Source organism: Streptomyces sp. Ru71 (assembly GCF_002920535.1).
GTDB lineage: Bacteria > Actinomycetota > Actinomycetes > Streptomycetales > Streptomycetaceae > Streptomyces.
This window is the reverse complement of record NZ_PQSS01000057.1, coordinates 19,374-41,727: the sequence shown is the minus strand read 5'-3', so window position 1 is coordinate 41,727 and position 22,354 is coordinate 19,374. Positions and strand designations below refer to the sequence as shown.

Annotated in this window: 15 protein-coding genes and 1 pseudogene; 8 read left to right on the top strand and 8 right to left on the bottom strand. The window is 70.5% G+C overall.

Going from position 1 to position 22,354, the window contains the following annotated elements; translation table 11 throughout:
* Positions 1-492 precede the first annotated feature (492 nt).
* From C3489_RS39905 to C3489_RS27190, 5 genes are all read left to right on the top strand, one after another.
* Positions 493-3,627 (top strand): ABC transporter substrate-binding protein, encoded by a 3,135-nt coding sequence (locus C3489_RS39905; protein WP_181139865.1) that lies wholly within the window; start codon positions 493-495, stop codon positions 3,625-3,627.
* A gap of 46 nt (positions 3,628-3,673) precedes the next feature.
* Complete coding sequence (locus C3489_RS27205) at positions 3,674-4,219, top strand: TetR/AcrR family transcriptional regulator (RefSeq protein ID WP_103784718.1); 546 nt, start codon at positions 3,674-3,676, stop codon at positions 4,217-4,219.
* The gene (locus C3489_RS27200) at positions 4,219-4,578 is read left to right on the top strand and encodes a multidrug efflux SMR transporter (RefSeq protein WP_103784717.1); all 360 of its coding nucleotides are present in this window, start codon (positions 4,219-4,221) and stop codon (positions 4,576-4,578) included. Before C3489_RS27205 ends, C3489_RS27200 begins: the two co-directional genes overlap by 1 nt.
* A complete protein-coding gene (locus tag C3489_RS27195) occupies positions 4,575-4,892 on the top strand; it encodes a multidrug efflux SMR transporter (protein WP_103784716.1) in 318 nt (105 codons plus the stop codon). The genes C3489_RS27200 and C3489_RS27195 overlap by 4 nt, the downstream gene beginning before the upstream one ends.
* A gap of 88 nt (positions 4,893-4,980) precedes the next feature.
* Entirely contained in the window at positions 4,981-6,507 is a 1,527-nt protein-coding gene (locus C3489_RS27190; protein ID WP_103784715.1) for a glycoside hydrolase family 43 protein, read from the top strand.
* Here the strand turns inward: C3489_RS27190 and C3489_RS27185 are convergent.
* Together C3489_RS27185 and C3489_RS27180 are read right to left on the bottom strand one after the other, a co-directional pair.
* Complete coding sequence (locus C3489_RS27185; RefSeq protein WP_103784730.1) at positions 6,483-7,217, bottom strand: flavodoxin family protein; 735 nt, start codon at positions 7,215-7,217, stop codon at positions 6,483-6,485. The two genes, C3489_RS27190 and C3489_RS27185, sit on opposite strands and share 25 nt — an antisense overlap.
* 119 nt (positions 7,218-7,336) lie before the next feature.
* Positions 7,337-8,176 (bottom strand): endonuclease/exonuclease/phosphatase family protein, encoded by an 840-nt coding sequence (locus C3489_RS27180; RefSeq protein ID WP_103784714.1) that lies wholly within the window; start codon positions 8,174-8,176, stop codon positions 7,337-7,339.
* 195 nt (positions 8,177-8,371) lie between these two features.
* Here C3489_RS27180 and C3489_RS27175 point away from each other — a divergent pair, with 195 nt between their 5' ends.
* Complete coding sequence (locus tag C3489_RS27175; protein WP_258054963.1) at positions 8,372-9,877, top strand: alpha-L-arabinofuranosidase B; 1,506 nt, start codon at positions 8,372-8,374, stop codon at positions 9,875-9,877.
* A 43-nt stretch (positions 9,878-9,920) separates the two neighbouring features.
* Here C3489_RS27175 and C3489_RS27170 read toward each other — a convergent pair whose 3' ends face one another.
* From C3489_RS27170 to C3489_RS27165, 3 genes are all read right to left on the bottom strand, one after another.
* Positions 9,921-10,940, bottom strand: a complete 1,020-nt coding sequence (locus C3489_RS27170) for an FKBP-type peptidyl-prolyl cis-trans isomerase (protein WP_181139864.1) — start codon at positions 10,938-10,940, stop codon at positions 9,921-9,923.
* Positions 10,941-10,983: 43 nt separating this feature from the next.
* Positions 10,984-11,184, bottom strand: a complete 201-nt coding sequence (locus C3489_RS38825; RefSeq protein WP_181139863.1) for a hypothetical protein — start codon at positions 11,182-11,184, stop codon at positions 10,984-10,986.
* Positions 11,185-11,285: 101 nt separating this feature from the next.
* Positions 11,286-17,477, bottom strand: coding sequence for a DNRLRE domain-containing protein (locus tag C3489_RS27165; protein WP_258054962.1), 6,192 nt, complete (start codon positions 17,475-17,477; stop codon positions 11,286-11,288).
* Positions 17,478-17,802: 325 nt separating this feature from the next.
* Here C3489_RS27165 and C3489_RS39900 point away from each other — a divergent pair.
* A pseudogene (locus C3489_RS39900) lies at positions 17,803-18,462 on the top strand (isocitrate/isopropylmalate family dehydrogenase); the annotation flags it as partial.
* A 128-nt stretch (positions 18,463-18,590) separates the two neighbouring features.
* Complete coding sequence (locus tag C3489_RS39555) at positions 18,591-18,761, top strand: isocitrate/isopropylmalate family dehydrogenase (protein WP_258054961.1); 171 nt, start codon at positions 18,591-18,593, stop codon at positions 18,759-18,761.
* A 74-nt stretch (positions 18,762-18,835) separates the two neighbouring features.
* Here C3489_RS39555 and C3489_RS27155 read toward each other — a convergent pair whose 3' ends face one another.
* From C3489_RS27155 to C3489_RS27145, 3 genes are read right to left on the bottom strand one after another with little or no spacing between them, the layout of a single operon-like run.
* Positions 18,836-20,491, bottom strand: a complete 1,656-nt coding sequence (locus tag C3489_RS27155) for an alpha-keto acid decarboxylase family protein (RefSeq protein ID WP_103784711.1) — start codon at positions 20,489-20,491, stop codon at positions 18,836-18,838.
* 19 nt (positions 20,492-20,510) lie between these two features.
* On the bottom strand, positions 20,511-21,326 hold the full coding sequence (locus C3489_RS27150) for an MBL fold metallo-hydrolase (RefSeq protein ID WP_219821984.1): 816 nt from the start codon (positions 21,324-21,326) through the stop codon (positions 20,511-20,513).
* A gap of 30 nt (positions 21,327-21,356) precedes the next feature.
* Positions 21,357-22,352, bottom strand: coding sequence for a sugar phosphate isomerase/epimerase (locus C3489_RS27145; protein WP_103784709.1), 996 nt, complete (start codon positions 22,350-22,352; stop codon positions 21,357-21,359).
* Between the last annotated feature and the right edge of the window lie 2 nt (positions 22,353-22,354).

Genomic DNA, 22,354 nt, shown 5'->3' with positions numbered 1-22,354 from the left:
GGGAGGACGATCCGGTGAGGATCCGACTGGTGGCGCTGAAGGGGTGAACGCGCACGGCGGGTGGGCCGACCGCGACGCCGGCGGCTGCCACGGCCCGGGTACGGCCGAGGTGAACGGGCCTGCCGGCTAAGGCAGGGAGGGCGGCGGGCACAGTGTCCTTTCGGGTACGAGGTCTCGTCGTCCTGCGTCACTTCCGCGACGCCCGGTGGCCGTTTCCGGTCTCGCCGGAGTTTATCGGCAAACCAGCAGTGTGTTCGACGCTTGGGCCCCTGACCCTGTGAAAGATCCATGGCGGCAGGGGGGTTACGGATGCTGCCGTTCCGTTCCTTCGGCTATGTCCCGAACGCACTTGATCCGCAAAGGTGTTGACGTAAGTCGGACATGAGAGCCACCGGGGGCGGGACCGCCGCGCACCCCCCGTGAACCGTCCCCGTCTGATGTAATCGTCGCCGGAAGATCCCCCGGGGGCGGGGGTGGCACTGGGGGGCGGCTTTGGAAGAGTTGGGGGCGTCGGACCCGCGCCAGCTGGGGCGCTACCGCATCCTCGCGCGCCTGGGCGCGGGCGGGATGGGCCGCGTGTACCTGGGCCGCTCCACCAGCGGCCGGATGGTCGCGGTGAAGGTGGTGCGCGCCGAGCTGGCGGAGGACGCCGCGTTCCGGCGCCGGTTCGCCCGCGAGGTGGACGCGGCCCGGCGTGTGACGGGCTTCTTCACCGCGGCCGTCGTCGACGCCGACCCCGAGGGTTCGCCCGCCTGGCTCGCCACCGCCTACGTTCCGGGCATCCCGCTGGACGAGGCGGTCCGTGTGCACGGGGCGTGGCCGCGGCGCTCCCTGCTCGTCCTCGGAGCGGGGCTGGTCGAGGCCCTGGAGGCGATCCACGGCACCGGGCTCGTCCACCGGGACCTGAAGCCGTCCAACGTGCTGCTCGCCGGGGACGGACCGCGGGTGATCGACTTCGGCATCTCGATCGCCTCCGAGGCCAGCGTCCTGACACAGACGGGCATGGTGATCGGCAGCCCGGGCTTCATGTCGCCCGAGCAGGTGACGGGCCGGACGGTCGGCACCGCCGGCGACGTGTTCTCCCTGGGCGCGGTCCTGGCCTACGCGGGCACCGGGACGGCTCCGTTCGGGACGGGCTCTCCGCACTCGGTGAACTTCCGCGCCGTCTACGAACAGCCGGACCTGCGCGGCCTGCCGGCGGGCACGGAGTTCGTCGGCCGGTGCCTGGAGAAGGACCCGGACCTGCGGCCGACGGTGCCGGAACTCCTGGCCGAGTTCGCGCAGTTGCTCGCGGAGGAGGACGGGCAGTCGTACGAGGGCCGGCTGCCGAAGGAGACGGACTGGCTGCCGGAAGCCGTGGCCCTGGCCCTCACGGAACGGACGACGGGCGCCCCCCGGCCCCGCCCGGCGGGAGGTTCGCGGCCCGCGCGGCCCGCGACCGCGGAGCCGGACGGCCGGCAGGAGGCGAGGGCCGGGGGCACGCCCGGCGCAGGAGTCACGCCGAGCGCCGAAGCCACGCCGGGCGCCGGGGCCACACCAGGTGCCGAGGCCAGGCCCAGCGAGGCGAGCACGCCGAGCCCCACAGGCACGCCCAGCGCGGGAAGCACGCCGGCCCCCGAAGCCGCTCCGTCCCCCACCCCCGGCACCACCAGCCCACCCACCCCCGACCCCCGCGTCTCCCTGGCCAAACCCCCCACGTCGCTGCCCGCCCCACCGCCCGTCGATCCACCAACACCCGCAACCCGCACCCCCGTTCCCCCCGCCGGCGAGCCGTTCCTCCTCTCCGCCGGAGTGCCCGCCACATCGCCGGCGTCACCGCCGCGCCCGCCCCGGCGCCGCCGTCTCCTGGCCATCGTCCTGGCGGCAGTCCTCGTCACCGGTGGCGGCATCACCGCCCTGCTCCTCCAGCAGGGCAAGGACAAGCACGGCACCGCGGAGACCGGCTCGAACGCCACCCCGCGCAACAGCCCCGGCACCGCCGAGGGGTTCGACGCGGCCGTCGGCCACGTGGTCAACGCCTCCGACCGCAAGGGCGGCACGCTGCGCCTGCTCAGCAGCACGGACGCGGACTCCTGGGACCCGGGCCGTTCCTACTACGGGTGGGTCTGGAACCTGCAGCGGCTCTACACCCGCACCCTGCTCACGTACGACGTCAGGCCCGGCCAGCAGGGCCGCACCCTCGTCCCGGACCTGGCCGCGGCCCAGCCGCAGGTCTCGGCGGACGGCAGGACGTACACGGTGAGGCTGAGGCCGGTCCTGAAGTTCGAGGACGGCACCCCGATCACCGCGAAGGACGTGAAGTACGCCATCGAGCGCGTCTTCGCCCAGGACGTCGTAAGCGGCGGCCCCACCTACCTCGTCGAGAGCCTGGACCAGGGGCAGAACTACCAGGGACCGTACAAGGACGCCTCCGGAGCGCGGTCCGGGCTGAGGGCCGTCGAGACGCCGGACGACCGGACACTCGTCTTCCGGCTGGCCAAGGCGGACTCGCGCTTCCCGCACCTGCTGGCCATGGGCGCCACCGCCCCCATACCGCGGAAGCGGGACACCGGCGCCGACTACGGCATGAAGCCCGTCTCCTCCGGCCCGTACCGGTTCCAGTCCTACACCCCGGGGCAGTCCCTCGTCCTGGTGCGCAACGAGCACTGGGACCGGGCGACCGACCCGCTGCGCACGGCACTGCCCGACCGGATCGAGCTGACCGTCACCGATGCCGACACGGTGGCCACACGGCTGCTCGGCGGCGCCGCCGACCTCGACGTCCAGCAGGCCGGCCTGCCGCAGTCCGCCGAGACCACGGTGTTGCGGGACCCGCAGCTGAAGTCCCATGCCGACGCGGCGTACACGGGGTACGTCCGCAGCGTGGCGCTGGTGTCGAAGACGGCGCCGCTGGACAACCCGCACTGCCGCAAGGCCGTGTTCTACGCCGTCGACCCCACCGCGCTGCAGAACGCGCGCGGCGGTCCCACGGCCGGCTCCCTGCACGGCAACCTGCTGCCCCCGACGATCCCGGGCGCCGACGGCTACGACCCGTTCAGCCTGACCGGCGGCAAGCCCCGGCCCGACAAGGCCAGGGAGGAGCTGCGGGCCTGCGGCCGGCCCGCGGGCTTCACCACCAAGCTCGTCGTGCGCGACACCAGGGCGAAGGACCTCCAGACGGCGGAGGTGCTGCGGCAGTCCCTCAAGGCCGTGGGCATCACCGTCGAGACCGAGCGGATCGACGTCACCCAGTACTTCTCGGTCGTCGGCTCGCCCGGCGAGGTGAAGAACAAGGGCTACGGCCTGATGATGCTCGGCTGGGGCGCTGACTACCCCGAGGGCTCCGGTTTCCTGCCGCCCCTGACCGACGGGCGCCTGATCACGCCCAGCGGCAACACCAACTACGCCCAGGTCGACGAGCCCGAGATCAACACCCTCCTCGACCAGGCCCGCACCGCCACCGACCCCGCCCGGGCGACCGAGCTCTACCGCCGGATCAACCACAAGGTCACGGACGGGGCGTACTACCTGCCGATCGTCGCCGACAAGGCCCTCAACTACCGCAGCCCGCGGCTGACCAACGTCTATGTGCACGAGGCCTACGGCATGGTCGACTTCCTCTCCCTCGGCACGGAGGACGGCAAGTAGCATCAGGAGGCGCGCTACTTTACCTTCCGGTTGGTAAAGTAGGCGCATGGCACGAAGCGCGAAGCGTCGGATCCTGGAGGGCGCACTGGAGCTGCTGCGGGTCGAGGGCGGTGGAGCGATCACCCTGGACGCCGCGGCCAAGCAGGTCGGACTGACCAAGCCCGGGCTGATGTACCACTTTCCGACCAAGGAAGCGCTGATGCTCGCCGTCGTCGGCCATGTCGCGGACCGGTGGGAGAAGCTCCTGCTCGACCGGCTGGGCCGGCCCCTGGAGACCGCCTCACCGCACCAGCGGATCCGCGCCTACGTCGAGGTCTCCCTGGACGTGCCGTTCGACAGCGCCGACTTCGCGATCTACGCCGACGTCCACTACCGCACCGCGCTCACCGACACCTGGGTCCGCCGTATGGAGCCGTGGCTCGACCTGCCGGGGACCCTGCCGGAGACGGTGCGCGCCCGGCTCACGGCGGCCCGGCTGCTCGCCGACGGCTACTGGATCGCGGCCGCCACCGGGGTCCTGCCGGTCCCCGGTCGTGACCGCGAGCAGCTCCGGGCGGTCGCCGACGACCTGATGGCGGAGGAGAGATCCTGATGCGGAAATGGCTGCTGCTCGGCGCGGCGATCCTGCTGGAGGTCACCGCCACCCTGTGTCTGCGCGGGGCCCTCGACCACCCGGCGCTCTACGTCGTCGTCGCCGCCGGCTACACCGGCTCCTTCACCGCGCTGTCCTTCGTGCTGCGCGCGGGCCTGGCGCTCGGCGTCGCCTACGGCGTCTGGGCGGCCAGCGGCGTGGCGCTGACCGCCGTACTGGCGACCCTCGTCTTCGGCGACCCGCTGACCGCGGTCATGGGCGTCGGCATCGTCCTGCTGATCGCCGGTGTGCTGTGCGTCGAACTCGGAGCCCAGGCGGCGCACGGCCGTGCCGGCCAGGACGAGCGGGCGGTGTCATGAGCTGGGTGTTCCTGATCGGCGCCGTGCTCGCCGAGGTCAGCGGGACGCTGTCCCTGCGGATGGCGTCGCACGACAGGAAGTGGTTCGCCGCCGTACTCGCCGGGTATCTGGCCGCGTTCGCGCTCCTCACCCTCGCCCTGGACAGCGGTCTGCCGCTCGGCGTCGCCTACGGCGTCTGGGCCGCCAGCGGAGTCGCTCTGATCGCCGTGGCCTCCCGCGCCCTGTTCGGCGAACCCCTCACCAAGGTCATGAGCGCGGGCATCGGCCTGATCGTGATCGGCGTGCTGTGCATCGAACTGGGCGCGGCACACTGAGACTTGGACACGGCAGGCCCGGCCGCGAGCGACACGTGGCAGTGTTCGTCGGCAGAGGTGTGCCGCTGCCGACGAACGGAGGACTTGAGTGCCCGCCGAACCCCAGGCCGCCCGACCGGCCAACCCGGTGATCCCCGGCTTCCATCCCGACCCGAGCGTCTGCCGGGTCGGCGAGGACTACTACCTCGCCTGCTCCAGTTTCGAGTACTTCCCCGGCGTCCCCGTCTTCCACAGCCGTGACCTGGTGCACTGGACGCAGCTCGGCAACGCCCTCGACCGGCCCACCCAGTTGCGGCTGCCGGCCTCCACACCGTCCTCCGGCGGGATCTACGCGCCCACCCTGCGCCACCACGACGGCCGTTTCTGGCTGATCGTCACCAACGTGAGCGAGGGCGGCGGCAATCTGATCGTCACCGCCACCGACCCCGCGGGACCGTGGTCGGAGCCGGTACCGGTGCCGGGGGTGGAGGGCATCGACCCCGATCTGGCCTGGGACGAGGACGGCACCTGCTGGTGCACGTTCGCCGGAGTGGCCCAGGTCCGTATCGACCCCTCGACGGGGCGGACGTACGGCGCACCGCACAGGCTCTGGTCGGGCACGCCCGGCGCGAAGGCCCCGGAGGCGCCCCACCTGTACCGCGTGGGCGACCACTGGTACCTGCTGATCGCCGAGGGCGGCACCGAGCGCGGCCACGGCGTGTCCGTCGCCCGCGGCCGTACGCCGGACGGCCCGTTCGAGCCGTGCCCGGCCAACCCGATCGTCAGCCACCGCGGCACCGACCACCCGGTGCAGAACACCGGCCACGCCGATCTGGTGCAGGCGCCCGACGGCTCCTGGTGGATGCTGCTGCTCGGGGTGCGGCCACGCGGCGGCACCCCCGGCTGGCACGTGCTCGGCCGGGAGACCTTCCTCGCGCCGGTGACCTGGAAGGACGGCTGGCCGGTGGTCGGCGAGGTGTCCCTGGACCTGCCCGCGCTCCCCTGGCCGCTCTCCCCCGCTCCGGCCGAGGAGGGGCGGGACGACTTCGACCTCGGGGAGCTGCGTCCGCAGTGGATCTCCCTGCGGGACCGGCCCGCCGAACACCACACCACGAAGGAGCGCCCCGGATGGCTGACGCTGCGGGCGCGCGGCGGCTCCCTGGACGAGCCCGACGTCGTGTTCACCGGCCGGCGCCAGCAGCACCTGTCCTGCACGGCACGCACCCTGATCGACGCCTCACAGGGCAGCGGGGGCCTGGCCGTCCGGCTCGACGAGCGGCACCACTACGCGGTCGAGGTGTCCGCCGGTCAGGTGCGGGTCGTCGCCCGTATCGGCCCGGTGCGTACGGTCGTTGCCACGCGGCCGGTGCCCGCCGGGCCGGTGGTCCTCCGCGTCAGCACCGGCGAACCGTCGCCGCACGGTCCGCTCACCGGCCCCGACACGGTCTCGCTGGGCATGGAGTTGCCGGACGGCACCTTCGACGTGCTCGCGGCCCTCGACGGCCGCTATCTGTCGACCGAGGTGGCCGGCGGTTTCACCGGCCGCGTCATCGGCATGTACGTCACGAGCGGCACGGTCCACTTCGACTGGTTCGACTACCGGGACGAGGGCTACCGGTGCTCGGGGTTCTCGTAGTCGTGGCGGCAGCCGGCGTCCCAGGCGGTGCGCTGGTTGCCGTAGGCGGGGATGCCGCCGAGGTCCTTCAGCGCCCGCGCCAGGTGCAGCAGGTTCCAGGTCATGAAGGTGGTGTTGCGGTTGGTGAAGTCGTTCTCCGGACCGCCCGAACCAGGGTCGAGGTAGGAGGGTCCGGGGCCGGCCTCGCCGATCCATCCGGCGTCCGCCTGGGGCGGGATGGTGTAGCCCAGGTGCTGCAGGCTGTAGAGCACGTTCATCGCGCAGTGCTTGACGCCGTCCTCGTTGCCGGTGATCAGGCAGCCGCCCACCCGGCCGTAATAGGCGTACTGACCGGCGTCGTTGAGCAGGCTGGAGCAGGCGTAGAGCCGCTCGATCACCTGCTTCGTCACGGAGCTGTTGTCGCCCAGCCAGATGGGGCCGGCCAGCACCAGGATGTCGGCCGCCATGACCCGCTCGTACAGCTCCGGCCAGGCGTCCGTCTGCCAGCCGTGCTCGCGCATGTCGGGCCACACCCCGGTGGCGATGTCGTGGTCCACCGCCCGTACGACGTCGACGCCGACGCCCTGCGCCTCCATGATGGCGGTGCTGCGGTCGATCAGTCCCTGGGTGTTGCTCGTCTCGGGCGAGCGCTTGAGCGTGCAGTTGATCACCAGTGCCCGCAGGTCGTCGTAGCGAGCCGGCGGGGCGTCGGCGAAGGGCGACGAGGTCACACAGTCCTCCACGGGCCTGCCGCCGCACCGGCGCACGGCGGTCTTCCACGTCCGCGACCAGCCTGCGCGAGGACCGCGGCGGGCGCCACCACGGCGCGTCCGTCCGGAGGCACTCCGGCTCACGCGGTGGTCAGGTCGGCGTACAGCAGGTGGTGGTCGGAGTACCGGGTCGGATGCACCCGGTGCGCGAGCGGGGCGACGCCCTTCAGGAAGACGTAGTCGAACCTGCTCTGCCAGTCGGTGGTCGGCTCGCAGTTCCCGGGAGTCGAGGGACGGCAGCGGGGGTCCGCGTCCGCGGCCAGTGCCCACATCGGGGCGAGTTCGGGCGCGTCCGCCACGGCGTTGAAGTCGCCGAGGACGACCGCGCGGTCGTGGCGGGCGACGGCAGCGGCGAGTACGCCGACCTGGCCCGCGCGGACGGTCTCCTGACGTCGTTGAGCGAGGTGGGTGTCGAAGACCCGGACGGACCGGCCGCCCACCGTGGTGGTGACCGCCAGATACCCGCGGTCCTCCGAACCGCCGTCGGGGTATTCCACGCGGACGGGGTCCGTCATCGGTGCCGCCGAGAGAACCGCCTGCCCGAAGGCACCCGGAGACCACGGCACTCCCCCGCAACGGCTCCAGTCGCGCAGGACCGTCCCGTACTCGACGTGGTAGACCAGCCCGTAAAGGGTGCTCAGATACCACCGGATCCTCTCGACGTCCCGCACGCACGCCTCCTGCATGCCGATGACCTGGGGCGCGTACCTGGCGATCTCCGCCGCCCGGTCGGCGTTGTCCCTGCCGCAGGGATTGCAGATGTTCCACGTCATGACCCGGTTCGGCACGACGTGCCGGACGGCCTCGGCGGGCAGCGGCCGGGACGAGGGGGTGCCGCTCGGCGCGCTGGGGCCGACGAGCAGCAGGCAGACCACGGCCAAGGCGCCCGCGACCGAAAGCGTGCCCCTGCCGTGCAGCATCGTCTCCCCCACAGTGTTGACAGTCTTCGGGCACTTCCTATCATCAAACACTGTCCGTAAACACGACCATTGTTCGAAATGACGAACACCCCACCTCCCTCCCACAGAGATGACATGGACATGACTTTACGCTCCGGGGCATCGTCCGGCTCAGGCCGCGCCAGGCCCCTCGTGCTGCTGGCACTCGTGCTGGCCATGGCCACGGCCCTGCTCGGCGGCCGGGCCTCCGCCGGCAGCGGCGCCGTGGCCGCCGGCTCGCTGCCCTGTGACCTGTACGCCGCGGGCAGCACCCCCTGCGTGGCCGCGCACAGCACCACCCGGGCCCTGTACTCCGCCTACAACGGCCGTCTCTACCAGGTCAGACGCGCCTCGGACGGCGCCACCCGGGACATCGGCGTGCTCGGCGCCGGCGGTTACGCCGACGCCGCCGCGCAGGACTCCTTCTGCGCGGGGACGAGCTGCCTCATCACCGTCGTCTACGACCAGTCCGGCCGCGGCAACCACCTCACCCAGGCCCCGCCCGGAGGATTCCAGGGCCCGGCGGCAGGCGGGTACGACAACCTCGCCGAAGCATCCGCCGCCCCGGTCACCGTGGGCGGCCACAAGGCGTACGGCGTCTTCATCGCCCCGGGCACCGGTTACCGCAACAACCACACCAACGGCATCGCCACCGGGGACCAGCCGGAAGGCATGTACGCGGTCCTCGACGGCAGCCACCACAACGGCGGTTGCTGCTTCGACTACGGCAACGCCGAGACCAACAGCCGGGACAACGGCAACGGCACCATGGAGGCCGTCTACTTCGGCAACATCAAGGTGTGGGGCTACGGCACCGGCAACGGCCCCTGGGTCATGGCCGACCTGGAGAACGGCCTGTTCTCCGGAGTCAACCCGGGCTACAACGCGGGCGACCCCAGCGTCAGCCACCGGTTCCTCACCGCGATCGTCAAGGGCGGCCCGAACCAGTGGGCGATCCGGGCCGGCAACGCCCAGTCCGGCGGCCTGTCCACCTACTACAGCGGACCGCGCCCCAACGCCTCGGGCTACAACCCGATGAAGAAGGAGGGCGCCATCATCCTCGGCATCGGCGGCGACAACAGCAACGGTTCCGCCGGCACCTTCTACGAGGGCGTCATGACCTCCGGATACCCGTCGGACGCGACCGAGAACGCCGTCCAGGCCAACATCGACGCGGCCGGGTACGCCACCAGCCCCCTGGCGGGCGCCCCCGCCGTGGGGTCCAGGATCTCGCTGCGGGCCACCACCCCCTGCTGCAGCGCCGACTACCTCCGGCACGACAGCGCCGGCAGCGACGCCGCCATCGCGGCGGTCTCCTCCTCCAGTCCGTCCGCCGACAAGGCCGCCGCCACCTGGATCGTGCGCCCGGGACTGGGCGACGCCTCGTGCGTCTCCTTCGAGTCCGCCGACAGGCCCGGGCAGTACCTGCGCCACTACGACTTCCGGCTGCGGGTCGACAGCATCGACAGCAGCGCGCTGTCCCGGCTGGACGCCACGTTCTGCCCACAGGCGAGCCACAACGGCCAGGGCGTCTCGCTGCGCTCCGCCAACTACCCCGGCGACTTCGTACGCCACTACGCCTACGGCGTCTACATCGCCGGCCACGGCGGCAGCCACGCCTGGGACACCTCCACGGCCTGGGCCGACGACACGAGCTGGGTCGTGACCTCCCCCTGGGCCTGACACGACGACGCCGGGCCGTCCGGCGACGGCCCGGCGGCCGGGGTCAGTTCGCGGCCAGGACGTCGACGACGAAGACCAGGCTGGAGCGCGCGGGGATGCCCTGCTGCGCCTGGGAGCCGTAACCGAGCGCGGGGGGTACGACGACCAGCAGCCTGCTGCCCACGGTCGCGCCCACGAGGGCCCGGTCCAGGCCCTCGACGAGGTTGTGCCGGCCCACGACCACCGGCGTGGGGCCCGTCGTCCAGGAGGTGTCGAACAACGCCACGTCGTCCTCACCTCGGTTGCTGTTCCAGACGGCTCCGGCACGCCTCAGCACCACCGTCTGACCCGCGCGGACCCGTGGCCCGGAGCCGTCGACGAGGCCGCGCACGACCAGGTCCCTCGGGGGCGCCGCGTCGGGCACGTCGAGGGAGACGGAGGAGGCGTCGGCCCGGACGCTGGGCAGGCCCGCGCCGGCGCCGTGCTGCCGTCCTGGGACGGTGGCCTTGGCCGGCACGGCGTCGACGATGTCCACCGCGAAGACGACCGTCTCGGTCGGCGACACCCCGAGGGCGGGGTTGCCCGAGCTGCCGTAGGCGGCCGGGGGCGGCGCCACCACCAGGACCCGGCTGCCGACGCTCTGCCCCCGCACGGCCTGGTCCAGGGCGGGCAGCACCGCACCGGTGCCGACCGTGAACAGCACGGGGTGCGCGGGCTTGCCGGCGCCGGCGAAGGTGGCGGGCAGATCCTTGCCGGCCTTCCAGGCGCGGGCCGAGTAGTTCACGACCGCGATGTCGTGGTCGGCGACCTCACGGCCGTGACCGGTGAGTGCGGGGGTCACCACGAACTTCCCGGTCGGGTCCGCCTTGGGGACGGTGATGACCGGCTTCTTCCCGAAGTCGCCGCGCACCGTGGGCAGTACGGCGTCGGTGTGCACCACCGGCGGCAGCGGCCGGCGGGCCACGGACACGGTCGGGGCGGGCAGAGGACGGTGGCCGGCCTCCTGGGAGGGCGAGGTCTTCTCGGCGCTGCATCCGACGAGGGCCAGGGCGCAGGCGAGCAGAGGCAGGGCGATTCGGCGCATGTTCTTTCCCGGTCGGCGTGGAGGCGAAGGAAACCGCTTCGGATCAGCGGCGCCGCTTGGCGGCCTGACGCGTGTGCAGCAGCCCGGCGAGCCAGGATCCCGCCAGCAGCGCGCAGGCGGACTCGATGAATGCCCTGGGGCCGTCGCCACCCGTCGTGAGGTCGGCGACATAGAGGATGGCGAACACGAATCCGAAGACGAACAGGATGACGGAGGCGGCACCGAAGGCGGGTCCTCGCTTCATCGTGGGTCCTTGAGGGGTGTAGGGGGAGGGGGATGGGGGCCCGTCCGGTGGCCGGGAGCGGCCACCGGACGGGCTCACCGCTTCGCGGTGGTGTCAGCCGGTCAGCAGCGGACGTACGCGTAGGACACGTAACCCACGGGGTAGGTGCCCACCCACTTCTGGGTGCTGAACAACTTCAGGCACTTGCCCCGTTCCTTGGCCCGGTACGCCGCCCACACGATCAGCGCCGCGTACAGACCGAGAATGGCGGCCACGGCGCCCGCGTACACGTTGATGCACGCGATGATGCCGGCGATGAAGCCGTAGGCCGTGAGGACGTACGGGCCCTCGTTGGCCATCTTCTTCGTCGCCCACCAGTTGAAGTAGACGCGGACGGAGGAGCCGATGTGCAGGCCCGCGTCCCAGCCCCAGTAGTCCCAGTACTTCCAGGAGTGGCCGACGACCTTGCCGAAGAAGTAGTGCTTGGTGCGCCAGCGGTGCCACTTGCCGTCGAGGTCGACCTGGTTGACCGGGTCGGCGCCGGCGTATTCGTAAGCGTTGTCGCTGCCACCCGGGACCGGGTCCATCGACAGGAAGCGTCCCTGCGTCGGGTCGTACAGGCGCACGCCCATCAGCACGGCCCCGGTCGGCGTCTCGGCGGACCGCATCTCGCTGCCGAGCCAGCCGTAGCGGGCGCCGGCGCTGCCGGTGACGGCGTTGCCGTACTCGTCCTGGCGCAGCACCGTCGGTGCCTGGCCGGCGTCGAGCGGGAGCGTCAGACCGATGTCGCCGTGCAGGCCGGTCAGTTGCAGGACGACGCCTCCGGTGGCGCCCGTGACGGCCTCCAGCTTGCCGCTCAGGCCGCGGACGTTGCGGGTGATGAGACCGGAGGAGTTCTCCGTCACCCAGTCCGGGCTGTCGTCGGCCGAGCCGTAGTGGTTCGTCTTCTGGCCGGTCTGGGCCCAGGTGCCGTCGGCGTTCTGCGTCTCCGTGGTCCACGAGGCCAGGCGTCCGGCCGCGTCGAGGTCCCACGTCTGACGCTGGGTGCCGGCGGTCTGCCGGCGCACCAGGTCGTGCGCGTAGTACTCGATGGTGGTGCCGCTCGCCTGGGTGGTGGTCCGGCCGAAGGCGTCGTAGGCCACGCCCGTTCCGACGATCCGGTCGGCGCTGTCGTAGGTGCTGGTCACCGTGGTGGCGCCGGTGTCGGTGCAGCCGTCTCCGGGTGCGCTGACGCTGGTGGTCAGACCGGTGCGGTTGGTGTTGCCGTCCAGCGCGTAGGCACGCCGGGTGCAGGTCTCGTCCGCGGCGGTGTCGTCGGTGCGGGTGAGCCGCCCGGCGTTGTCGTAGACGTAGTCCTGCTCGGTGGTGTCTCCCGCGGTGCCGTTGTGGTGGACGATCTGCCCGTGCGCGGAGTAGTCCGCGGTGTCCGCCAGCAGGATCGCGCCGTCGGTGTCACGGGTGTAGATCCGGGAGGTGTTCTCGCCGATCTCGTTGAAGCCGAGGTTCAGCGTGTAGCCGCCGGGCAGGGTCTCGGTGGTGAGCTGCCCGTCCGGGCCGTAGGCGGCGTTGAAGGTGCCCGCCACGGAGTCGGTCAGGGAGGTGGGGAGCCCGCGGGGCTCCTTCGCCGTGTCGTAGGCGTAGGTCGTCGTCGACGGGGACGAGTCGCTGACCTTGAGCGGGCGGCCCAGGACGTCGTACTCGGCGGTGCGGGTGTTGCCGGCGCCGTCGTTGTAGGAGATGACCCGGCCGAGCTTGTCGTAGGCCGTGGTGATGGTCTTCCCGTTGGACGTCACCGTGGTGGTGCGGCCCGTCGCCGGGTCGAACGTGTTGGTGGTGTCCGGCACCGCGGTCCCGATGCCGCCGGTGAGCGACGCGGAGACCGTGCGGCCCGCGCCGTCGGCGGTCAGGGTGGTGGTGCGGGTCGCCCCGTTGGCGGTCTCGGTGACCTTCGCCGGGTTGCCCCACCAGTCGTACTCGACGGTCCGGGTGGGCACCTGGGCCGGGTTGGAGCCGTCTCCGGTGACGGCGGCGGCGGGAGCGGTGGAGCACTGCAGGTCGGCCCACTCGGGGCGGCCCTGGCAAGCCCCGGTGCCGCTGGCCGACCAGTAGGTCGTCACCGTCGCCCCGGCGTCCGCGCCGTTCGACTTCGGCAGGGTCGTCTTCACGACTCGGCCCTGGGCGTCGTAGGAGGTGGTCCGGGTGAGGTTCAGACCGCCCGCGTCCTCGACGGTGGAGGTCTGCAGACCGGTGGCCCAGTCGTAGGTGTTCTTGTTGACCCGCACGTCGGCGTCGGACGGGTAGCCGTCCACGTGCGCGCCGACGCTCACCTGGGTGGGCAGGTCGCTGACCTTGGCCGACCCGTCGGTGGGACGCCCGCCGTCGTAGGCGGTGACGGTGTGCGTGCGCGCGGCGACCTCGGTGCCGGCCGGCAGGTCGGTGCCACCCGTGCCCGCCTTGAGGGCCGAGGTGAGGGTGGTCAGGTGCAGCGGCCCGAACTCCTCCAGCTGCAGACGGCCGTCACCGCTGTACACGTACGAGGTGGACAGCTGCCGCGCGCGCTCGGCCGTGGAGGCGTCGCTGATGCCCAGCAGGGTGAGCCGGTTCAGGTCGTCACCGGAGGTGGCCAGCGCCATCCGGCGGTCGCTCGCGGTCAGCTCGCGGACCTGGTTGCCCAGCGCGTTGTACTCGGTGACGTCGATGTGACCGCCCGGGTCCGCGCCGTTGACGCCGCGTCCGGAGGCGTCGATGTAGGAGATGGTGGCGCGCTGGTAGGCGCCGGCGGACAGGGTGCGGCCGTCGTTGGACGCGGGCGCGGTGTCCGCGGGGAAGATGGCCGTGGCGTCCGTGGGCACGTCCGTCTGGCCCCAGGCCTGCACATCGGTGGCGCCCATGGCGTACGGCGCCGTGGTGCCGGTCAGCGGGACGTCGTAGACGACGCTGGTGTCCGCGGTGCCCTCGGTGACGTCGGCGCTGCCCTGGCGCAGGGCGGGGCGGGACGTCTTGAGCAGCATGCCGTCACCGGCGGTCGCGGCGTTGCCCGCCTTGCCGTAGGAGAAGGTCCACGGCAGTTCACCGGGCGGCGTCAGCTTGGTGACGCGGCCGGCGCCGTCGTACTCGTACGCCGTCTTCAGCGACGGGGTGATCTGCGGGTTCCACGCCTGGCGCAGGTGGCCGGCCGTGTCGTAGGCGAAGGTCTGCACCGCCGTGGCCGTGGACGCCGAGGCGCCGGGCGCGGTGGAGCGCAGCCTGATCTCCTTCACCTGGCCCGCGACGTCACCGAACGCCGAGGACGTGGCGGTGGTGGTGGACGCGTAGACGTACTCCAGCATCCGGCAGCCCTTGGCGGCGGGCGTGGCGGCGCAGGTGTCGGCGGTGACCGCCGAGGTCGGCGCGATCACGTACTTGGGCCGGGCCAGGGTCTGCGTCCCGGAGACGACCTTCTCCGAGACGACCGTGGTCGTGGAGTTGGAGGTCGGCCGGTAGGAGGTGGTCTCCTGCCACGCCGTCGCGGCGGGGTCGACCTTGGCGAACGAGGTGGTCGTGCCGGAGGTGTCCTTCAGGGTGAACGATCCGGTCAGCGACCCGGTGAGGGTCAGCGACTCCGAGCCGGGCTCCGGCTTCCAGCCGCCGGCGTTGGTCGCCGTGAAGCCGATGCCGCGGCCCTGCGTGTCGACCAGTTCCACGGAGGTCGCGGACGTCTTGCGGATGCTGGTCCAGTCCGACCCGCTGGCGTCCGCCGTGATGCCGGAGATCCAGTCGGGGCCGAAGATGGCGGCCTGGCCCTCGATGCCGTCGTCGGTCGTCGCCCGGCGGGACGAGGTGCTGCGCGTGGCCGTCAGACCGAAGCCGCCGGCGTCGCTCTCCGAGAGGGAGAAGTCACCGGTCAGCAGGTTCACCTCACCGGGACCCACCTCCTGGGTGGGCGCGTCGCCCGCCTCGCGGTCCACGGTGACCGTGACCGGCTGGCTGTAGCCGGTGGTGGTGCCGTCGGTGAACGCGGCACGGATGTCGATCGGGCCGTCCTGCGCGATGGAGGTGGTGATGTTCCACGTCAGCGCGGCGGGCGCACCGTTCGGGGCGGGCAGCGGCCACGAACCGACCGCGGCGCCGGTGGAGTTGACGGTCACGTCGCCGAGCGGCACGTTCTGCCACGCGTCGGTCTCGCCGCGGCGGTACTGGTACGTCACACCGGTGTAGCTGGTGCGGCCGGTCGAGGTGAGCGCGACCCGGCGGGCCGGGCGGTCGCCGTCGCGCGGTGAGACCATCGCGGCGCCGTCGGCGCCGACACCGAAGCGGTACTCGGTCGTCGTCGTGGACAGGTTGCCGCCGGAGTCGATGGTCTTGGCGTACAGGCTGTGCCAGCCGTCGCCCGGCTGCACGGTCACCGTCAGCGCGTCACCGCCGGTGCCGTCCGTGGTGTCGTCGACGCGGTTGGGCGTGTTCGCGTCGTCCAGACCCCAGTAGTAGCCCTGGCCGTCGGTGGAGGTCGTGTCCAGGGTGCACTGGGCACCGTTGGCCGACTTGGCGGTCCAGGTGTCCTTGGCGTACGGCGTGCACGAGATCGTGGGCGCCACCGGCTTGGCGGTGTTCAGGACGAAGGTGTTGTAGCCCGTCCAGGTGCCGTAGTCGGTGCCGTCGTAGCCGCGCACGCGGTAGCGCAGGTGCGCACCGGCCGGGAAGGCGTTGGCCGAGGGAATGGTCAGCTGCGCCGTGCCGCCCGAGGCCACGGACGCGGTGGTTGCCGTGTACGTGTAGGTCGTGTCGTTGTAGGCGGGGTCCGGGGTGACCTCGAACTGCGCCTTGACCGTGCTGCCGTCGGCGTCGCTCACCTTCGCCGACAGGACCGGCGTGAGGGAGGTGACGTAGCGCTTGCCGTTGTAGGCGTTGACGGCGCTCGGCGAGATGGCCGCACTGGCCGGGACGGCGGGGTACGAGTTGTACGTCACCGTCAGGTGCGGCTCGACGGAGTTGTCACCGCTGATGTAGTTGGCCGAGCGGAACCGCCGCCACGTCAGCGGGTCGGTCTCGTCGGCGCCCGCGATGCGCAGGCCGTAGTTGGCCGAGCCGCTCGCCCAGGCCTGCACGATGGCGTCGATGTCGAAGTTCATCGTGCCGCCGGGGCAGGTGGAGTTGTAGCCCAGGGCGGCCTTGTTGACCACCGCGCCGGTGGTCGTGGTGGCGGGCTGGGCGCTCCAGGTGATGGCGGAGGAGCTCCAGTCGGCGGTGACCCGCCGCACCTCGGTACCGGCTCCCGTGGTGGCGCACGTCGAGGAGTAGTACGAGTACAGGGCGAGGTTGGTGTCCAGGATGTGCTTGCCCTTGAAGGCGGACACGTCGAACTTCAGGTAGGAGCGGGCCTTGTCGGCGCCCGTGTCGTACGTGCCCGACTTCAGCTCGGCCGAGGAGACCTGGGAGTCGGGGTAGTCCGGCGTCTGCACCCAGGTGTCGGTGGTGACGGCCAGCGTGGACGTCGGGTCCACGGTGACGGGGTACTTCAGGTCCTTGCGGGCCAGGTAGCCGGCGTCCGGGGTGAGGACCAGGGTCTGCGATCCGTCGGCGGCCGTCTCGATGGCCGTGCCGACCGGGGCCACGTTCTTCGACTCGCCCGAGCGGGAGTCCTTGGAGGAGTCCCACATCCGGGGCGCGGGCGCCTCGGCGACGAGGTGTCCGGCGGCGTCGTTCAGCAGCAGGTGGCCGGAGGCCGCCTTGGACAGCTTCAGGCCGTCCAGGTGGAGCGGGATGCGGTACGACACCGCGGCATCCGGCGCCTGGGACAGGACGACGTTCTCGGAGAAGCCCTGCTCCAGAGCGGTGACCTCAAGTGTCTGGCCGCGGCCCAGGTCGTAGGAGGCGGTGGAACCCTTGAGCCGGGGCGCCGGGAGCTTGCTCTGCCAGCCGAGGCCGAAGGACGTCCTGCCCTTGGTCACGGAGGCCAGCTTGTCGTCGCCGCCGTCGGACAGCCGCACGTCCGCTGCCGCGGCCTTGGGCGTCACCGAGGGGCCGGTGTCCCGCAGCGAGGTGTCGATGTCCTGCCAGACACCGTCCTTGTGGGTGCGTATCGGTCCCGCGTAGACGGACGTCCGCAGGGCGCCGGACGGCAGGGCCCAGGTGGTGGACTGCTCCGTGCGGGACGACAGCACCTCGATGTCACGGTTCTGCAGGCGTGCCATGAGCAGCGCGGACGCCTGGTCGGCGGCCTGCGCGGGGCCGGATGCCGCGGAGTTCTTCCCGGTCGGGGTCTGCGCGGCCGCGGTGGCCCCGTCCAGCGCGGCGACGGACAGGGCGAGGGCCAGACTGCCTGCGACATAGCGCATGCGTCTGTCGCGCCAGAGCCGCCGTCTCGCCCAGGGCGAGGGCGGCTGATAGCGATTCATCAGGAATTCCCAGCCTTTCGTCGTACGAGAGAAAGACGTTGAGCCGGAAAAGCTAGCGACGCCGATATAGCGTGAAGATCATCTAAAGAAGGAGGCACCGGACATCTCCCGTGGTCACGGCTTGATCACAACTCCGCAGTAGGCGAACTTCGTCAACACCGCATCTTCAGAAGGAAATTGAAACCCGGACGCGTCAGTTTTTACGAAAGCATGGAGCGGCGGAGTTCATTTGGGGGACATTCACCCGAGGATCCGCCCATAGGTCATGCCTATCCGGCCCATCGAGTCGAGGCGGCACCGGTCGGGGCCCGGTGCCGCGGGGACCTGGATGGAGGCCGCAATGACGCACACCCCGGACGAAACGGTGGCGATGGCGGGACCTGGGCGAGTCGATGGAGCCGATCGGCACGACCTTCGTCGCGGCGATGAAGATGCTCATCGGCCCGATCGTCTGCCTGACCGTCCCACCTTCCTCAGATCCGCGACGCCGGCGATCCCGCCGATGAAGGCCCTCGTCTACTTCCAGGGCGGCACCGTCGTGGCGATGGCCGCCGGGCTCGTGGCGATCAACCTCTTCCCGCTCGGCAGCGGTGTCCACGCCGATGTCGGCGACCTGGAGTTGTCCTCGGACGCCGGCCAGTACGTCGACAAGGGCGCGCACCAGCACTGGTGGGAGTTCCTCACGAACCTGGTCCCGGACAGCTTCTTCGGCGCGTTCGTGGAGTCCTTGTTCACCGAGGTCGGCTGTGAGCGCATCATGCGGTTCGCCTTTGACCTGGCCCGCACGCGCACCCGGCGCAAGGTCTCCTCGGTCACCAAGAGCAACGCCCAGCAGTACGGCATGGTGCTGCGGGACGACGTCTTCCGGCGCGTCGCCGCCGACTACCCCGACGTGGAGACCGAGAGCGTGCTGGTCGACGCCATGTCGGCGAAGTTCGTCCTGCACCCCGAGGACCTGTCGGTCGTCGTCGCGTCCAACCTCAACGCCGAGCACCGCTCCACGGCTCCGCCCCGGACAACGCCGGGCAGGGCCTGGCCAACCCCATCGGCGCCGTGGGCAGCGCCGCGCTCATGCTGGATCACCTGGGCCTGCCCGAGCAGGCCGCCCGTCTGCACCGGGCCATCGAGGCCACCGCCCGCGCCGGCGTCCTCACCCGGGACGTCGGCGGCACCGCGTCGACCGAGGACGTCACCAAGGCGCTCATCGACGCACTGGCCGGCTGACCGTCGTCGCCGGCCTCCGGATCGGCCCGGGCTGCGTTCATGTCGCGCCCGCAGCCCGGGCACCGGTCCCGCTGCTAATGGGCCTTCCACTTCGCGTTGTCGGGGATCGTCTTGTCAGGCACGTGCACCTGGATGAGGGACGGGCTGTTCGTGTTGTCCAGCGCCCCCGTCACGGCATCCTTCAGCTCGCCGTACGTGCCGACTTCCCACCCCTGGCAGCCGAAGACATCCGCCAGCGTGCTGTAGTTCCACCGGTGCAGCCCACAGGGCTTGTAGAACGGCTTGTCGGAATGGAACACCGACGCGTCGGCGAGCCACTGCTCCACGGCGTAGACGCCGTTGTCGATGACGAAGATGATCGGATGGAGCCCGAACCGGGTCTGTGTCGACAGGCATTGGGCGGTCATCTGGAATCCGCCGTCGCCCGAGAAGACCATCACCTTCTGGTCGGGACCCTTCGCCAGGCAGATTCCCGTCGCGGCCGGCGCGCTGTACCCGATCGCCGAGTAGGACGACTGAACGATGAACCCTCCCGGGCTCGGCACGTCGAGCAGCAGGCTGCCGAAGTAGTTCATGCTCGCGTCGGCGCCGACGATGGTGTTCCGGTCGATGTACTGCTGGATGTAGTCGTAGAACCCCTGGTACGTGATGACTTCGGACTCCGGCACGGCCGGCGCGCTGAGTACCTGCTTTTCGGGCAGCTTCCGTCCCTTGGGCACGATCTTTTCCGCCAGGATGCCGTCGATCAGGTGCTCCAGCGCGACCTGTCCGCCGAAATACGTTCCGAACTTGACCGCGTCGAACGAGGCGAACGCGGTCTTGTCGTAGTCCGGGTCCCAGCCCAGCGAGTTGATGTCCGTCAGCCACACGCCGAGGGCCAGGATGAAATCGGACGTGTCGGCCAGATCCGTCACGGCCGTCGATGACGCCTGGCCGTCGAGCACGCCGACGAACAGCGCGTCGTCCTCGGAAAGGACGGCCTTGCTGAGGAGTTCCGTGACGAACGGGACGTTCAGTTGCTGGATCAGCCTCATGGCCTTGTCCTGGAGGCCGAGCCGGTCGATCTCCACGCCGAGCCAGATGAGCGGATTCTCGGCGCTTTCGAGCTTCGCGCAGATCCGTTCGACCGACTGTGCCAGGCTGGTCTCGTCCGACAGGGCCCTGGCCGGCTTCAGCACGCCCTTCGGCGGCTCGCACTCCAGGTCGACCATGTCCTGGAGCAGCTCGATGTAGATCGGGCGCCGTTCACTGATGCACTTGGTCAGTGCGTAATCGATCAGCGTCGGCGCGATATCCGGATTGTCGATGCGTATGGCCGCGACCGTCAGGTGCTCGAAAGACTGAAGATCCGTTTCGCGTCCGGTGATGAAGTGATGCGCGCTGAAGCCGGTCTGCTCGAACGTGATGGTCTTCTTGATGCTCGGCGTGCCGTTGATCAGCACGAGCGGCACCTTCTCGACATAGGCACCGGCGACGGCGTTCACGGCACACAGCGCGCCCGCGGAATAGGTGAGGCAGAGGGCGCCGATCCCCTTCAGCCTCGCGTAACCGTCCGCCGCGTAACCGGCGTTGACCTCATTGACTTCCTCGACGATTTCGACGCCGCTTGGCGCGACGTACCCGTTCAGCCACTCGATCGAGTAGTCGCCCGCGATGGCGAACAGGTGCTCAAGACCGAGTTGGCGGAGCCTGTCCACCAGGTACTGTCCTACAGTGCAGCCCTCGTTCATGGTTGGCACACCTCCGTGGTCAGTAGTCGCTCGCGCCGCCGAACAGCCGGGGCATGTAGATGTCGAAGATTCCGGGGCACCTGCGTTCCGGATACCGCCGCAGCATGAAGTCCTTGAAGGCGTCGTCCGTCAGCCCGCCGTCGACGGCCTGCCGAGCGGCGGACAGGTACTCGATGTTGCGGGCGACCTCGTTCTTGTCGGCGGGCAGGCCGTGGCCCGGCATGAACAGCTCGTAGTCCGACACCAGCATGTCCCCCAGTACCCGAGTCCAGTGGTCCATGTGTTTCGTCAGGTACAGATGGTTGCCGCTGTAGATCAGGTCCTGAGCGATGTACACGCCCAGCTCGGGAAGCCTGATGGTGAGGTGGTAGTCGATCTCGGTGTCGGTCACCCGGTCGAAGAGGTACCTGACGCCGTCGATAGTCTCCTCGCCGGGAGAGACCACCTGTTTGGGAACGACCACGCGCTCCGGGGCGAGGTCGCCGAGTTTCCAGTGGTCGCTTCGCGAGTCCTCCCCATGGTCCTGGATGAAGGTCATGGTCTCGGACAGCGCGTGGACCGTGATGTCGGTGAACGCGGTCCCCAGGCCGAACCAGTGGTCAGGGTGGCGGTGGGAGACGTACAGCCGGTCGATCGGCTTGTCCAGGCTGTCCGCGTAGTCCCTGAAGGCTCTGGCATAGGGGGCGAGGAACTGCCCGTCGACGAGAACCAGCTGGTTCTTCGTCTCGATGATGTGCGTCGCGTTCGCGATGTTGTTGTCCGTGAAGGACGCGACGAAGGTGTGAATACGGACATCGCCTGTCTGCTTCACGACCATGACGATGGGATCTGACACCTGAGCCAGCATGACGAGGCCTCTTTCGAATTATGTGGTCCGCTCGCGCAGTTCCTCCAGGGCAGCCCTCGCGACGTCGTAGGCGCTGTCCCGGTCGGGCACCGGCTCGTCCTCTCCGGGACGCCAGAAACGCCGGCGTGCCATGCGCATGGAGCTGTCGAAGGGCGGGATCGCGTTGAACACTTCGATCAGGTAAGGCCCGCGATACACCGGCTCGATCTCGTCGGTGATGATGTGCCACGGGATCCAGCTGTCCTTCACCGCGCCCCGGTCGGGTGCGGATATATGGACGTAGTAGAGCCGGTCCTGCCGTACCGCTCGCGCGACGTTGTCCTTGAAGACCGACGGGCCCTGGCTCTCCATGACGACCTGCGCGGTGTCGACCGTCACGCCACCGCGCGGGTGCTCCAGGCCCTCCAGGAAGTCCAGTACCTCGGAGACCATGTTGGGCGGCGGCGTCTCCCAGCTCTTGACGGGCTCGACGGCGAGCTTCACCTCGCGCGCCGTGGCGTACTCCAGCAGCTCCTCGAAGACGGAACGCGCCGCGTGGTAGCGCGGCTTCATCCAGTCCTGCAGGGCGTCGCTCCAGATCGGCTCATCGGTGTCCGTGAGCGGAAAGACCCCGTAGGGATAGATGAACGGCCCGGACATGATCGAGTCGCCGCCCAGGACCCGGGTGATGTCGACGCGTGACTTGAGGTAGGACAGGGCCTGCCTGCGCTGCTCCTCGTACGGCGACGTCGGGTCGAAGGTCCGCGTGGTCCCGACGTTGGTGGTGAACTTCACCTCCCCCAGGCCCGCCTGGTCGAACGCCTTCCTGAGGTCGGTGTAGCTGTCGACCTCAAGCTTGTGATCGACGGTCGTGGGCTGGGCGGCGATGTGCACGTCGAAGCCGTCGTAGCCCATGTCGGTCAGGGCCTTCAGATGACTGACCAGCGTCCGGGTGTACGTGGCGTCCTGGGGCCGGAGATCGGCCGTGAACATGAAGAAGCTGAAGAATACGTCTCGTCCGAGTGTCGCGTTCATGG

What these genes read in the sequence shown, in the direction of transcription:
- C3489_RS27205 (WP_103784718.1), top strand. Translation starts at nt 3,674, where the DNA reads ATGGCACGAAGCGCGAAGCGTCGGATCCTGGAGGGCGCACTGGAGCTG.
- C3489_RS27200 (WP_103784717.1), top strand. Translation starts at nt 4,219, where the DNA reads ATGCGGAAATGGCTGCTGCTCGGCGCGGCGATCCTGCTGGAGGTCACC.
- C3489_RS27195 (WP_103784716.1), top strand. Translation starts at nt 4,575, where the DNA reads ATGAGCTGGGTGTTCCTGATCGGCGCCGTGCTCGCCGAGGTCAGCGGG.
- C3489_RS27180 (WP_103784714.1), bottom strand. Translation starts at nt 8,176, where the DNA reads ATGCTGCACGGCAGGGGCACGCTTTCGGTCGCGGGCGCCTTGGCCGTG.
- C3489_RS27175 (WP_258054963.1), top strand. Translation starts at nt 8,372, where the DNA reads ATGGCCACGGCCCTGCTCGGCGGCCGGGCCTCCGCCGGCAGCGGCGCC.
- C3489_RS27170 (WP_181139864.1), bottom strand. Translation starts at nt 10,940, where the DNA reads ATGCGCCGAATCGCCCTGCCTCTGCTCGCCTGCGCCCTGGCCCTCGTC.
- C3489_RS38825 (WP_181139863.1), bottom strand. Translation starts at nt 11,184, where the DNA reads ATGAAGCGAGGACCCGCCTTCGGTGCCGCCTCCGTCATCCTGTTCGTC.
- C3489_RS27165 (WP_258054962.1), bottom strand. Translation starts at nt 17,477, where the DNA reads ATGCGCTATGTCGCAGGCAGTCTGGCCCTCGCCCTGTCCGTCGCCGCG.
- C3489_RS27155 (WP_103784711.1), bottom strand. Translation starts at nt 20,491, where the DNA reads ATGAACGAGGGCTGCACTGTAGGACAGTACCTGGTGGACAGGCTCCGC.
- C3489_RS27145 (WP_103784709.1), bottom strand. Translation starts at nt 22,352, where the DNA reads ATGAACGCGACACTCGGACGAGACGTATTCTTCAGCTTCTTCATGTTC.